The 12,981-nt window shown below is 50.4% G+C and carries 15 protein-coding genes; 14 read left to right on the top strand and 1 reads right to left on the bottom strand.

Annotated features, from left to right (window positions below; genetic code table 11):
- The first annotated feature begins 358 nt into the window (after positions 1–358).
- The 14 genes from LEP6406_RS0208815 (at position 359) to LEP6406_RS31055 (ending at position 12,248) form a co-directional block, all read left to right on the top strand.
- Entirely contained in the window at positions 359–1,480 is a 1,122-nt protein-coding gene (locus LEP6406_RS0208815) for an N-acetyltransferase DgcN family protein (RefSeq protein ID WP_008318115.1), read from the top strand.
- A 23-nt stretch (positions 1,481–1,503) separates the two neighbouring features.
- The gene (locus LEP6406_RS0208810) at positions 1,504–2,601 is read left to right on the top strand and encodes an alanine/ornithine racemase family PLP-dependent enzyme (RefSeq protein ID WP_008318113.1); all 1,098 of its coding nucleotides are present in this window, start codon (positions 1,504–1,506) and stop codon (positions 2,599–2,601) included.
- A gap of 327 nt (positions 2,602–2,928) precedes the next feature.
- A complete protein-coding gene (locus LEP6406_RS0208800) occupies positions 2,929–3,594 on the top strand; it encodes a Uma2 family endonuclease (protein ID WP_008318111.1) in 666 nt (221 codons plus the stop codon).
- Positions 3,595–3,717 (top strand): hypothetical protein, encoded by a 123-nt coding sequence (locus tag LEP6406_RS34710; RefSeq protein WP_008318109.1) that lies wholly within the window; start codon positions 3,595–3,597, stop codon positions 3,715–3,717.
- Between the two features lie 168 nt (positions 3,718–3,885).
- Positions 3,886–6,015, top strand: a complete 2,130-nt coding sequence (locus tag LEP6406_RS27205) for a DEAD/DEAH box helicase family protein (protein ID WP_008318108.1) — start codon at positions 3,886–3,888, stop codon at positions 6,013–6,015.
- A gap of 8 nt (positions 6,016–6,023) precedes the next feature.
- Positions 6,024–6,200, top strand: coding sequence for a hypothetical protein (locus tag LEP6406_RS33560; protein WP_008318106.1), 177 nt, complete (start codon positions 6,024–6,026; stop codon positions 6,198–6,200).
- Positions 6,197–8,248: an AAA family ATPase gene (locus tag LEP6406_RS0208780; RefSeq protein ID WP_008318103.1), complete on the top strand. Its 2,052-nt coding sequence runs from the start codon at positions 6,197–6,199 to the stop codon at positions 8,246–8,248. The genes LEP6406_RS33560 and LEP6406_RS0208780 overlap by 4 nt, the downstream gene beginning before the upstream one ends.
- Positions 8,249–8,310: 62 nt before the next feature.
- Complete coding sequence (locus LEP6406_RS0208775) at positions 8,311–8,874, top strand: Uma2 family endonuclease (RefSeq protein ID WP_008318101.1); 564 nt, start codon at positions 8,311–8,313, stop codon at positions 8,872–8,874.
- A 119-nt stretch (positions 8,875–8,993) separates the two neighbouring features.
- On the top strand, positions 8,994–9,347 hold the full coding sequence (locus tag LEP6406_RS0208770; protein ID WP_008318099.1) for a nucleotidyltransferase domain-containing protein: 354 nt from the start codon (positions 8,994–8,996) through the stop codon (positions 9,345–9,347).
- Complete coding sequence (locus tag LEP6406_RS0208765; protein WP_008318097.1) at positions 9,325–9,711, top strand: HEPN domain-containing protein; 387 nt, start codon at positions 9,325–9,327, stop codon at positions 9,709–9,711. The genes LEP6406_RS0208770 and LEP6406_RS0208765 overlap by 23 nt, the downstream gene beginning before the upstream one ends.
- Before the next feature lie 115 nt (positions 9,712–9,826).
- On the top strand, positions 9,827–10,021 hold the full coding sequence (locus LEP6406_RS0208760) for a hypothetical protein (RefSeq protein ID WP_008318096.1): 195 nt from the start codon (positions 9,827–9,829) through the stop codon (positions 10,019–10,021).
- Positions 10,006–10,338: a type II toxin-antitoxin system PemK/MazF family toxin gene (locus LEP6406_RS0208755; RefSeq protein WP_008318094.1), complete on the top strand. Its 333-nt coding sequence runs from the start codon at positions 10,006–10,008 to the stop codon at positions 10,336–10,338. The genes LEP6406_RS0208760 and LEP6406_RS0208755 overlap by 16 nt, the downstream gene beginning before the upstream one ends.
- A gap of 31 nt (positions 10,339–10,369) precedes the next feature.
- Positions 10,370–10,837 carry a DNA phosphorothioation-associated protein 4 gene (locus tag LEP6406_RS0208750; protein WP_008318092.1) on the top strand — a complete coding sequence of 156 codons (468 nt, stop codon included), beginning with the start codon at positions 10,370–10,372 and terminating at the stop codon, positions 10,835–10,837.
- Between the two features lie 178 nt (positions 10,838–11,015).
- Positions 11,016–12,248, top strand: a complete 1,233-nt coding sequence (locus LEP6406_RS31055) for an AIPR family protein (protein ID WP_008318091.1) — start codon at positions 11,016–11,018, stop codon at positions 12,246–12,248.
- Between the two features lie 229 nt (positions 12,249–12,477).
- Here the strand turns inward: LEP6406_RS31055 and LEP6406_RS0208740 are convergent, their stop codons facing one another.
- The gene (locus tag LEP6406_RS0208740; protein ID WP_315874571.1) at positions 12,478–12,768 is read right to left on the bottom strand and encodes a helix-turn-helix domain-containing protein; all 291 of its coding nucleotides are present in this window, start codon (positions 12,766–12,768) and stop codon (positions 12,478–12,480) included.
- Positions 12,769–12,981: the final 213 nt, after the last annotated feature.

Raw genomic sequence — 12,981 nt, 5'->3', positions numbered from 1 at the left:
AGTGGCTTAGAAATCGGAGCATTTTCATATTCATTCCCGTTGAGCCCGCCTTTTTAGGCGGCCCAACTCAAAAAAAGCAATCTATGCTACAGTTAGCGAACATAAGTGTTGAAAGAAAACCCAATTAAGGCTTGAGAGCTTCACTGAAAAGCCTGCATGACTTAGACGATTTAAGATTTATTAGACCCAATAGTTTTTTGCTGCATAGCTTTTGAGTTAATGCATAAAAACACTACCCTCCCGCCAAGCTATGCTCTGTGCGGTTTTCGTGGGCAAACAAATCCTGAAATTTCAGGATTTGTTTGCCCATGCTCAACAATCTTCTGAGATTTCAGGAATAATTTAAAACAACTACTTAATGAACATTGAAAAAGAAACGGCTCTAGTCTACTGCGAAAACCAGTTTGGTTTGGTAGACGGCAAAACTGCTGCGGCATTAGTCCGACATTCTCAAATTTATACCATTGTTGGGGTGATCGATAGTTCATTGGCCGGCAGAGATGCCGGAGAAGAATTAGGGGAAGGAAAGAGTAATATTCCCATATTCTCTGACTTGCATCATGCTCTAGAGCACCTGCCTGAGGTGCCAAACTGTTACATCTACGGCAAAGCCCCCTTAGATGCCTGTCTAGCCAATGCAGAAAGATTGCTGATCGTAGAAGCAATGAACTGTGGCATGGATATCATTAATGGCCTCCATCAATTCTTCTCCGACGATCAAGAATTTGTCAGTGTTGCTGCTAAGAATAATGTTCATATTAAAGATATTCGAAAGCCTCCCCAACTAAAGGATTTACATGTCTTTACTGGGCAAATATCTGATGTCAATGTCCCAGTCGTCGCCATATTAGGGACTGACTGTGCATGCGGAAAAATGACTACGGCAGTAGAGCTCAACAAAGCTCTCAATCATGTAGGCATCAAGTCTGTATTAGTCGCAACGGGTCAGACTAGTTTGCTCCAGGGAGCCCAGTATGGGGTCTCAATCGATGCTCTAATTTCCCAGTTCGTGATTGGTGAACTAGAGCACTCAGTAGTTAAAGCCTTTGAGCATGAAAGCCCTGACATCATTTTGGTTGAGGGACAAAGCGCGGTGAGTCATCCTGCCTTTATGAGTTCTCTCGGCATCTTGAAAGGGAGCATGCCTGATGGCATCATCCTGCAACATCCCCCTGGCAGAAGGTTTCGGTGTGACTTTCCACGCTTAGTTATGCCCACCGTTGAAAGCGAAATTAAACTGATCGAGACCATTTCTCAGGCGAGGGTAATGGCGATCACACTCAGCCATGAAAACTTAGCCGAGACAGAAATCCTGTCCCTTATAGCGGCATATGAGCAGCAGTTTCAGTTGCCGACCACTGATGTCTTGAGCTATGGATGCCAAAAACTCGTTCAAGCTTTAGGCAATCAATTCCCCAAGCTAAAGCAAAAAATCCAGCAGGCGAGCTTAGAACAAGTTCCTGTCTTGGCAATGAGGTAGACATTACTGTCTAACACGAAACCATGACATTGTTCATGCCAAGAATAGAAATTTCTCTGGCAAAAATACAGGACAATGCCCGAATACTGTCTGAACTCTATGGACAACAGGGTATTTCCTTGATGGGCGTTTCTAAGGCAGTGTTAGGAGAGCCCGCCATCGCTGCTGCGATGATTCAAGGCGGAGTTGAGTTTATTGCTGACTCTCGGCTTGAAAATATCCAAAGGATGAAAGCTGCGGGGGTGACAACTCAGTTTGTGCTGTTGCGCACGCCGTTAAGTCAGGCAGAAGCCATTGTTAAGGTGGTAGATATCAGTCTTAACTCTGAGATCGAAACCCTCAAAAATCTCTCCTACTATGCGCAAATCCACAACAAAAGTCATCAGATCATTGTCATGGTAGAGATGGGCGATCTGCGGGAAGGAATCCTTCTCGCAGATCTCTCTAGTTTTATCCATAAAGCTCTGTCTCTTCCTCATCTGAAGATTGCTGGCATTGGCTGCAATCTCGCTTGCTATGGCGGGGTCAGACCCGATGACAGAAATATGCGAGAACTCTCTGAGCGCGTTGATAAACTTGAGAAAGAATTTCGGATTAATTTGGGCGTGATTTCGGGCGGAAACTCAGCCAACTATGAGTGGTATAAAACCGCCCAAGGCGTTGGTAGAATCAACAATCTTCGCCTGGGTGAATCTATCCTTCTAGGCCGCGAAACTATAGGCCGCAAGATTATCCCAGGCTTGCATACTCGGGCTTTTCAACTTTTTGCTGAAGTCATTGAGGCCAAAATTAAGCCATCTTTGCCCTGGGGAGAGATTTGTCAAGATGCGTTTGGCCATGTTCCTGTCTTCCAGGACCGAGGTCTTCACCAGAGAGCAATTCTTGCCTTGGGACGACAGGATGTGTTGGTCTCTGGCTTGAAATCTGACAACACCTTAGAAATACTAGGTTCTAGTAGTGATCACACCATTGTCACCAGCAAAAATCATGGCCTAAAAGTTGGTGATGAAGTAAATTTTAATCTGGATTACGGTAGCCTACTGACGGCGATGACATCGCCGTTTATTAAAAAGGTAATTCAAACAGAGGTCATAGATTTTTATGGCGATATCGCAGCATAAGCACAAATAAATGGAATGACAGGCTCTCCTTTGTCATGTTGTTCGCGAAGCGACTCCGCAGGAGTAATGGAGCGAAGCGGAGTCGTAGACGCGAAGCGGATTCTCTGGGAGTAGCATCTCGGTGTAGCCAGACCAGGATCCCTCCCTGCGATCGCAATGACAGGCTTTCCTCTGTTTCTTCCGGGCATTACCCAACCTTTTGGGTTGGGTCGGTTGCTCCTCCTGAGCAACGAAGCTATAGGGTGGTTGCCCGGTGGGCGGGTGCCCGATATTGGGGGGATGGGGTGAGTAGAATGGGGGCAAGCGTGGATGGCAGTGGGGAACGTTATGGTTAGCACAGCCTCAGTATCGCAACCCATTGTCACGGATGAGTGGGTGCGGGCGACTTGGGCGGAGTATGGGGCGCTTTTGGAATCTGGGGTGCCGCAGGATGCCCGCTGCTATTTTGATGACGGTTGGATGAGGGTGGAGATGTCGCCCCTGGGTGCCTTACACGGACGGGAAAACTCGATTGTTTCGACGTTGGTGGTGCTGTATGCCACGCTGAAGGGTCTACGCATGGTGGAGCTGACTAACACCACGTTTCGCAAAACGGGTCTGCAAGATGCCCAGCCCGATATTGCTTTTTATGTGGGACAGGGATTTGGCCTGCCGCCGCGCGACAATCGACCAATTGATGTGTTGCAATATGGTCCGCCGCAACTGGTGATTGAAATTGCCTCGACGACGCTGAATGACGATTTGGGCAAAAAGAGATTGCTGTATGAGCGGCTGGGCAGTACCGAATACTGGGTGGTGGATGTGCAGGCGGCTCAGGTGATTGCCTTTGAGATTGCCGATCGCCGCAGTGGTCAAATTACTGAGTCTCAGGTGCTGCCGGGGTTGGCAATGGCGACCCTAGAGACGGCGCTGGAGCGCTCCCAGGGTGAGGATGATACCGCCATTACCCGTTGGCTGCTTGAGCTGTTTAGCCAAGACAGGCAGGGAGGCTAGATGGTCGCTACTCTGACCACGGTGAAGTGGAGCATTGACGATTATCATCCCATGGTTGATATGGGGACTTTGGGCGATCGCAAGGCGGAGATTTTGCGCGGAGAAATTTATGATCAACCCTAATTTGGAATGGCTGATATCAGAATTAAGGTGGCGAAGGATAAGGCAAAGCTGGTGAAGGCGCTGCGGGCGGGGGATGGATCGACTTTATGAACATTAGGTTATGAACTGCGAACCCTGCTCCAGTGCCTTGTCTATACTCGAAGGCAACCTGCTGTTGAGCGTTGCACCTTGAGCCTGAAAGCGCTACAGATTCGGGATGAGTATCGCAGCGATCGCGATCGCCTGATTCAAGATTTCTACATCCCTTGTCTGGAGCAGGCTACGACCTATGACCGGGCGGTGGGTTTCTTCTCCAGCTCATCCATGGCGGCGGTGGCCCAGGGGTTGACGGCCTTTATCCGCTCTGGGGGACGGATGCGGTTAATCACTTCGCCGCAATTGTCTGCATCGGATGTGCAAGCGATTGAGCAGGGGCTGAGCCAGCGGGAAGCGGTGATTGAAGCGGCGCTGTTGCGAGAGTTAGCGGTGGAGCTGCCCCAGGTGCTACAGGATCGGCTAGGGGCCTTGGCGTGGTTGCTGAGTCGGGGCTTACTAGAAATCAAGCTGGCGATTCCCAAAACGCTGGGCCAACAGGGGATCTATCACGAAAAGCTAGGGATTTTTGAGGATGGCGAGGGGCAGGTGGTGGCCTTTACTGGCTCTGCCAATGAAAGCGCCAGTGCCTTGGTGGATAACTTTGAGTGTTTGGATGTCTATTGCTCGTGGGATCAGCGGGTGAGTCAGCGGGCTTTACAAAAGGCCCAGCACTTTCAGACGTTGTGGCATGACCAGACCCCCCAGGTGGAGGTGATCACCTTTCCGGAAGCGGTGGCGCGATCGCTGATCCAGCGCTATGGCCCCGCGACTCCCCCCCACCGGGAACCCACGGCTGCCAGTCCCCCAGGGCATTATGAGGTGACCCAGCCCAATTTCCCTTCCGTCTCGAACGGGGTTCCCGTGCTGCCTGGGGAGATCAGCCTGCGCCCCTATCAGCAACAGGCGATCGCGAACTGGTTCAAGAACAAGGGACGGGGCACACTGAAGATGGCGACGGGCAGCGGCAAGACGATTACGGCGCTGGCGATCGCGGCAGAACTCTACCAAAAGTGCCAAGCCCAAAACAAATCCCTGCAAGCCCTGCTCATTGTCTGTCCCTATCGTCACTTGGTCACCCAGTGGGCCGCAGAAAGCCGCAAGTTTGGCCTACAGCCGATTTTGGCCTTTGACCGGGTGCAAACCTGGCAGCGTGACCTGCAATCTCAGTTATTAGCCCTGATGGGGGGGCGACAACCCTTTGTTACCGTCATTACGACCAACGCCACCCTGCGGCAAGACTCGCTTCAGTCTCAACTGTCGTTCCTGCCCCAGTTGGTGATGATCATTGGCGATGAAGCCCACAACCTGGGGGCCGAGAACCTAGCCAATTGCTTACCGGAAAGGATTAAACTGCGGCTGGCCCTATCGGCGACCCCAGAGCGCCATTTTGATCAGGCCGGTAGCGATCGCATTTTTGATTATTTTGGCCCCGTGCTAGAGCCCGAATTCACCTTAAAGGATGCCATCCAGGCGGGGGCGCTGGTGCAGTACACCTACACCCCAATCCTGATCGATCTGACCCCAGAGGAGGTGGAGCGCTACGCCGAACTCACCGCCGCCATTGGCCGCGCCCTGGGCATCGGTGGCAGGCAAGACAACACCGCCTTAGAGCGACTGTTGTTTGAGCGGGCTAGGCTCATTTGCACTGCCGAGAACAAGCTCACCCAGCTTAGGGCGTTAATGGCAAACCGACTCCACACCGACCACACCCTGTTCTATTGCGGCGATGGCTCCGTAGAAGATGACACCACCGCCGAAAGTCGCCGCCAGCTAGAGGCGGTGACGGAACTGCTCAACTACCGTCTGGGCTACAAGGTCGAACCCTATATCGCCGAGACCTCCCTGGGGGAACGGGATGATCTGCGCTATGCCTTTGAGAAAGGCCATCTCAAGGGACTGGTCGCGATTCGCTGCCTAGATGAAGGGGTCGATATCCCCGCCATCCGAACCGCTGTGATCCTGGCCAGCAGTAGCAACCCACGCCAATTTATTCAGCGGCGGGGGCGGATTCTGCGGCGATCGCCGGGTAAACACCAGGCGGAACTGTTTGACATGGTGGTGGTGCCCCCGGATTTGGGCGAGGACTATTGGCAGATAGAGCGCCGGGTCTTGCGGGGGGAGCTGACCCGATTTGTGGAATTTGCCGATCTGGCGCTGAATGCCGGGGCAGCGCGTAAAATTCTATATCCCCTGCAAGAACGGTATGACTTGTTAGATTTGTGATCAATCCCATGGCTTCTCCCTCCAACCCCAGCCAAGACGACATCGAAGCGCCCATCACCACGGCTCCCCCAGCGGTGGAGCGGATCATTCGGGAGGTGATTCGGCTAGAGAAAGCCAATTTGTCCAGCGATCGCCCCCGGATTCGAGCCGACGTGCTCAAAATTGTGAAGGATAGTGTCAAATGAAGCTGTTGTCGCTGAAGCTGTTTAACTTTCGGCAGTTTTGGGGCGAGGTTGCCCTAGAGCTGGCCCATCAAAATGGCCGCAGCGTCACAATTATCCATGGCAACAACGGGGCGGGCAAAACCACCCTGCTTAACGGGTTTACCTGGGTGCTCTATGACCAGCGCAGCCCCGCCTTTGCCCCTGGCCCCTTGATCAACAACCGCGCCGTGGCCGAAACCGCCCCCGGTAGCCAAGTGGAATGCTGGGCCGAGGTGCTGTTTGAGCACAACGGCAAAGAATACCAGGCGCGGCGGTCTTGTCTGGGCACCAAAACCGCCGAGGGTGAGTCATCGGAGAGCGCTAGCACCCTACAGCTCAAAATTAACGGCAAGCTCATTCCAGACAAGGACGAGGTGGAAGATGCCATTGGCAGTGTGCTGCCCATTAGCCTGCACCGCTACTTCTTCTTTGACGGGGAGCGCATTGAGCAAATTGTCAAAACCGAAAACCGGGCCGATATGGCCACCGCCATTAAAACCCTGTTGAGTGTGGAAATGCTGGAGCGGGGCATTAATCACCTCGACTATGCCCGCAAACAACTGGAAAAAGAACTCCGGGACATTGGCGACACCGAAACCAAGCGGCTGATGACGGAAAAAGCCAGCCTAGAAGCCGAAAAAGCGCAGAAAGAAACCCGCCGTGCAGCGATCGTCCAGGATTTGCTCGACCAGGAAGACCTGAAGCAACGGTACAACGCCCAGCTCATGGATCTAGCTAGCGTTAAGGAGATTCAGGAGCGGCGCAAGGCGCTGCAAGATGAAATGGAAAACCTAGAGCAGCAGCTTGGGCGCAGCGAAGATCGCTTGCGGCGCACGATTTCTTCGCGGGGCTATATGGTGTTTTTGGACGACACCATTACCCAGTTCAAGGAGCTGGCTGCGGATCTGCGGCGTAAGGGGGAGCTACCTGCGGGCATTAAGCGCCAGTTTGTGCAAGATTTGCTCGATCAAGAAACTTGTATTTGCGGTGCCCACCTCACGGCAGGCACGACCCACCGCCGGGAAGTTGAGACCTGGCTGGGGAAGGGGGGCTTGCAGGATGTGGAAGAAGCCGTGATCAAGATGAGTGGTGAGGTGGAAAGCTTGGAGCGGCAGATCCCGGAATTTTGGGCCGAAATTGACCAAGAGCAGGCCAGTATTGAGCGTCTGCGTCAGCGCATTGTCCGTCTGCAAAACCAAGTCAGTGATATTCGCGACCAGCTCAAGGGCAGCGAAGATGTGAATGTGCAGGGCATTGAGCAGCGGCTGGAGGCAACGGAGCAAGCCATCACCGACCGTCACCGGGAGGATGCGGTGCTGAAGGATGAAATTCAGCGGTTGGATGATGCGATCGCGGAGGTGGATAAGCAAATCAAAGCCCACAAGGCGAAGGATAAGGAACAGGCCCGTGTGAAGCGGCAAATCGAAGCGGCCCAGGATGCGGTGGCCCGACTGAATGAGGTCAAGCACCGGGTGGATCTCAAGTTTCGGGCGGTGCTGGAACTGAAGGTGCGGGAAATTTTTCGCCGAATTTCCTTTACGCCCTACCTGCCGAAGCTGACGGAGAACTATGAGCTGCGGCTGATCGACCCTAGCTTGGAGGGGGAGGCAACGGTGGCGACCTCCACGGGGCAAAACCAGATTCTGAGTCTGGCCTTTATTGGCAGCGTGATTGAGCGGGTGCGCTACTGGAGTAAGAAGCACTCGGCCATTGGGCTCGATGGGGGTGGCTTCCCGATTGTGATGGATTCGCCCTTTGGCAGTTTGGACTCGGTGAACCGCAGCAACATTGCTGAGGCGATTACCACCCTGGCGGATCAATTGGTGGTGCTGGTGAGCAAGACTCAATGGCTGAATGAGGTGGAGCGGGAGATGGAGCCATCGGTGGGGGCGGAGTATGTGCTGGTGTACTACACCGCTAAGGAGGATGCTGAGTTGGAAGCGATGGAGCGGCACGGGCGTAGCTATCCGCTGGTGAAGCGCAGCCCGAATAAATTTACTTGGACGGAGGTGGTGAAGGTGGAGATGTGATGGGGTATTGGGGTGAGTAGAATGGGGGCAAGCGTGGATGGCAGTTAAGCGTTAATTAGACGATGGTTGCGACAAAACTCTCGCTGGTGGATTATCTAAGCTTTGAGGATGGCCCGGAAGCTCTCTGCGAATTTGTGGACGGGGAAATTATTGAAATGCCGCCGGAGAGTGAAGGGAATGTGCTGGTTGCTGGATATTTAATGGCCCAGTTTTTGAAGGTGTTGCCCTTTAACCGAGTGCGGCGAAATGAGACCGAGATGATTGTGGCGGGTCGGGCACGGTTACCGGATTTAATGATTATTGGTGAAGACCTAGTAACAGCCCTGGCAGGTCGTCGTCGCAGCACGATTACAGAAGAGATGCCTGCGCCGCTGTTGGTAGTGGAGGTGGTGTCACCGGGCAAGGAGAACGAAGACCGCGATTATCGCTACAAACGCTCTGAGTATGCGGCGCGGGGGATTCCTGAATACTGGATTGTTGACCCGGCAAAGGCGGTGGTGACGGTGCTAAAGCTGGTGGATGGGTGGTATGAGGCTGAGGAGCTGGGGGTGGATGGGGTGTTGCAGTCGCCTCAGTTTGCAGGGGTAACGCTGTCGGTGGCTCAGGTTTTGTCGCCAAAGCGCTAAGGATAGGAATAAATGGCGTATTTGAAACCGAGTGCCTATGACTATGGATGGACGGAAGTTGTGGCGGTAGAGCAATACGTCTTACCCTTGGACTAAAGGCAATCAGGATGGTAAAGGTTATGGCCAAAACAGCTACATTGACGGCGGAACTCCTGCAAGACATGACGAATACGATTGTCGGAGAAGTCGATCCTGACACAGTGATTTTGTTTGGTTCTCAGGCGAGGGGAGAGGCCAATCAACAGTCTGATGTTGACCTACTCATTGTGGAGAACAAACCATTTGGCGTTAACCGGAGTCGTCGTAAGGAAGCCGCTAAGGTTTGGCGAGCCTTGGCTAGATTCAAATTGCCCATTGACATTCTGCTGTATAGCGCTGACGAGGTGGCTGAATGGAGCCAAACTAAAAATCATGTTATCGCTAGGGCCATCAGAGAGGGACAAGTGATTTATGAGAAATCTGGAAGCCGCTAGGATTTTGCTGGAAGCAGCTTTACGAGATCTGAGGGCGTTGTATGGAATGCTAGATCGAGACACCTTTGCCGATGAAATTTTCGGGTTCCATGTACAGCAGACAGCAGAAAAGGCTTTGAAGGCTTGGCTTAGCTATTTTGCAGTGGACTTTCCTTACACTCATGATTTGAGTCTACTATTACAAGAGTTGGAAGATTTAGAGTGTGATGTTTCCGAATTTTGGGAATTAGTGGAGTTTAATTTGTTTGCTGTGCAGTTGCGCTATGATGCTTTAGTGGCAGTAGATGAGCCGATAAATCGACAAGTGGCTATAGCCCAGGTACAATCTCTCTACACCACTGTCGAAAACGCCCTTACCCAATAACCTCACGTCCACTACTCTCCTCAAGCACAATGGCTGATATCAGAATTAAGGTGGCGAAGGATAAGGCGAAGCTGGTGAATGCGAAAGTTCAATCAAATTTTGAGGGGGAGTTACTATGACACCAAGAGATTTGATTTTGCAAGAATTGGAGCACTTGCCTAATTATCTTCTAGACCAGGTGCTAGTTTTTTTGAGATTTTTAAGGCTGGAGTATGGACAAGAAAGCTTAGAAACTGCTTTACTAAGCGAATCAACTTTGCAGAAAGATTGGTTGTTGCCGGAGGAGGATGAGGCTTGGCAAGATTTGTAAAGGGTGATGTGGTGGTAGTACCGTTTCCGTTTTCAGATTTGTCTCAGTCGAAGCGACGTCCGGCTTTGGTGATTGCAAATCTGCGAGGCGATGATGTGATTCTTTGTCAAATTACAAGCCAGGGTGTAAGGGATGAATATGCTGTTCTACTGACTGAGGCTGATTTTTTGACTGGAAGCTTGCAACGCGATAGCAATGTCCGCCCTAACAGAATTTTTACGGCTGACAAAAAGATTTTGCTTTACAAGGCAGGAAGCATTACATCTGACAAGGTAGGAGAAATAATTACTAAGCTTGTTGAAATATTGAATACCTAGCTTTTGCTTCTGCTCTTTACTGTACAGAAAAATGGCTGATATCAGAATTAAGGTGGCGAAGGATAAGGCGAAGCTGGTGAAGGCGCTGCGGGCGGGGGAGGGATCGACCGGGCCATTTCAGACTTATGTAGATTTGATGATATTCGCTGCATGCTTAGGGGTTAAGCGCGATAAGTATATTCCTATTGAAGAAGCATCTCGTAAAGATCCTGATCCGATACCTTGGGATCACTTCGCGTCTAGAAACAAAAGCCAGATATTAAACTTATTAGCCGTCAGTACGACTCAAAACCCTAAAGTCCTCGGGAATAGCGAAAGAAGTGAACTCGACTGTGTGGAAATATTTGAAGGCTATGCAAATGGTGGTTTATCTATTATTCAAGAAGCTATGCTAGGTTCCAGCAATTATACTAGCCAGCTACAGCTGTTATTACTCTCAGAGAGACAAAAGAGTGAATTCGTGAGCGACTTGTTTGACATTAGCCTGCTTGAGGACTAGTCCTCAAGGGCGGATCTCTGTCGCCTATTGTCGCGCAAGCGCGATGGTGGACAAATTTCTTCCTCAGAGTACTAGACATTTTCCGTGATATGTGTGCTATGTTAAATCTGTTAATCCGTCCTGCCCTGGCCAGTGGCCAGCGGCGCTTAGAGGGCGATACAACAGGAGAAAAGTTAATATGGCGCGCAAACCGGCTGATACGAACGGTCAATTTCAGCTAGAGTACCATTCTTGCAGGAATATAACTTGTCCTGAGGATGAGGTAAACGGACGAAGAGTGCTGTGCGGGCGAGTCCCAGCTACGTCTCTGCTAGAGTTGCCAACGGATGAAAACGTTAGAGATTATCTTCTGGGTGTTGAAGGTAAGAAGCGAAAACGCCCTACTGACGTTCACCGAAGAATTAAGGATACGTTAGAGAACTATCCTTATAATTTCCCAGTTCTCAACGGCGGAGTAGTCATAGTCGCACGCGGCTATGACGTTGATGAGAAAACTAAGAGACTTTCCTTAAAGGGGCCAAGCATCATCAATGGAGCCCAGACACAGGGAGTCTTGCGAGATTTTTACCGAGATCTGCAAGCTAACGAAGATGATCTGCCAGTCATCTATGTGACTTATGAGTTGATTGTCACTAACGACGAAGATCTCATCTCCGAAACATCTATCGCTCGCAACTCCCAAAATAGTGTTGAAGCCATCTCAATAGTAGGTAGTCTAGGCCAATTAGAAGAGCTAGAGAAGAAGATAACTGATGCTTTTCCTGGCCTGAAGCTTAAAAAATCGGAGACAGACGTTTCTGATGACTATTTACCAACAGAACGGTTGCTTCAAGTAATTACAGCCCTCGTTCCTGATTCTCTGTACTTACGCCAAGGAAAGGAATCAAGTAGTGCAAGCAAAGCATATGCTTTTAGCCAGAAGGCTAGGTGCTTAAAAGAATTTCGCGAAATTTATGAGATCGCGAACTCAAAAAAAGAGCTTGGCAGCAATAGCAAGTTAACGATTGATGATTACAAGGAGCTTTATCAATTTTATTTAGATATTGCTCCAGAAGCATACGATCTATATCTGCGCTGGAAATCTCATCAAGGATTCAAAGGTACTAGACTTAAAGGCAGAAAAGGAAAAGACAAAGACGCTTTTAAGCGTGACGAGAACGGCAATATCTTGGAGATTCCAGATGGTGTTGTTTTTCCAATTTTAGCTTCCTTTTCGGCGTTTGTTGCTAAGTCTGAAGAAGGATGGAAGATTGATTTTCCACCTTCTTTTCAAGAAAAGATCCTTATTGAGGCTGCTAAAAGAGCTTTCATGGAGATGGCTAGCTCAGATCCTCCAACTATGGGAAAAAGCAAGGCCTGCTATCTTTCCCTCCATGAGATCACCTCTCTATACAAGAGCTTAACTTCGTAGGCTCTTCATTGGCCAAAAAGAGTTCTGGGGGCTTTACTTTGAGCATATTTCCTCCAAGTGGCCAAAAAATGTAATCTGAACCCATTGCTCTCTTACTAACCCTTGGCACCTTTACTCTTGCACGAGTAGGGGTGCCTTTGCTTCGATATACCTACTGTATACCAATTGGATTATTTTTGCAAGCATTATTCTCTGTTCTATGAAGCACCAAGGAAAAGGTCATCATGTATCAAGCCATATATTCCCCTAAATAGAGTGTTACAAATTCTCGACAGGCTTCAGGGTCAAGCACTCTCAACGCTTCTGCTATGGCTTCTACCTTTTCTGCCGTTGGGTCTCTTTCTTCTCTAACCCAACGCGAAATATTATTGCGCTCAATGCCCATAACCTCAGCCAATCTATATTGGCTGATTCCATGCTTCTCTAGCGTTTGCCTTAGCGCTTGCCCTGCTTTTCCCATGTCTCTGATCGTCTCAGAGCTTTCCCACGAGGGAAACGGTGTCTTTTGGTTGACGGTCAACCATTTAGGCTCTAAATTGAGTTGTCAACCAAAAGACACCTATTGAGATGGAGGTCAAAGCGTCATGCAAACGCACAGCTTCATTGGGCAAAGCCCATCCTTGTCAATTTCTGTAACCCTTGACCCTGGGCTAATTCAGGGGCCAAGGCACGAGCTAATCAAGATTTACCTGGTCGGTTCTTTAGAAGGAATCAAGGCCGTTACGCACTCGCT

It is taken from the genome of Leptolyngbya sp. PCC 6406 (genome assembly GCF_000332095.2).
GTDB lineage: Bacteria > Cyanobacteriota > Cyanobacteriia > Phormidesmidales > Phormidesmidaceae > PCC-6406.
This window is presented reverse-complemented; position numbering and strand designations above follow the sequence as displayed.

What these genes read in the sequence shown, in the direction of transcription:
- LEP6406_RS0208760 (WP_008318096.1), top strand. Translation starts at nt 9,827, where the DNA reads ATGACACCAAGAGATTTGATTTTGCAAGAATTGGAGCACTTGCCTAAT.
- LEP6406_RS0208770 (WP_008318099.1), top strand. Translation starts at nt 8,994, where the DNA reads ATGGCCAAAACAGCTACATTGACGGCGGAACTCCTGCAAGACATGACG.
- LEP6406_RS0208780 (WP_008318103.1), top strand. Translation starts at nt 6,197, where the DNA reads ATGAAGCTGTTGTCGCTGAAGCTGTTTAACTTTCGGCAGTTTTGGGGC.
- LEP6406_RS0208815 (WP_008318115.1), top strand. Translation starts at nt 359, where the DNA reads ATGAACATTGAAAAAGAAACGGCTCTAGTCTACTGCGAAAACCAGTTT.
- LEP6406_RS0208810 (WP_008318113.1), top strand. Translation starts at nt 1,504, where the DNA reads ATGACATTGTTCATGCCAAGAATAGAAATTTCTCTGGCAAAAATACAG.
- LEP6406_RS34710 (WP_008318109.1), top strand. Translation starts at nt 3,595, where the DNA reads ATGGTCGCTACTCTGACCACGGTGAAGTGGAGCATTGACGATTATCAT.
- LEP6406_RS33560 (WP_008318106.1), top strand. Translation starts at nt 6,024, where the DNA reads ATGGCTTCTCCCTCCAACCCCAGCCAAGACGACATCGAAGCGCCCATC.
- LEP6406_RS0208765 (WP_008318097.1), top strand. Translation starts at nt 9,325, where the DNA reads ATGAGAAATCTGGAAGCCGCTAGGATTTTGCTGGAAGCAGCTTTACGA.
- LEP6406_RS0208800 (WP_008318111.1), top strand. Translation starts at nt 2,929, where the DNA reads ATGGTTAGCACAGCCTCAGTATCGCAACCCATTGTCACGGATGAGTGG.
- LEP6406_RS0208750 (WP_008318092.1), top strand. Translation starts at nt 10,370, where the DNA reads ATGGCTGATATCAGAATTAAGGTGGCGAAGGATAAGGCGAAGCTGGTG.
- LEP6406_RS31055 (WP_008318091.1), top strand. Translation starts at nt 11,016, where the DNA reads ATGGCGCGCAAACCGGCTGATACGAACGGTCAATTTCAGCTAGAGTAC.
- LEP6406_RS0208775 (WP_008318101.1), top strand. Translation starts at nt 8,311, where the DNA reads ATGGTTGCGACAAAACTCTCGCTGGTGGATTATCTAAGCTTTGAGGAT.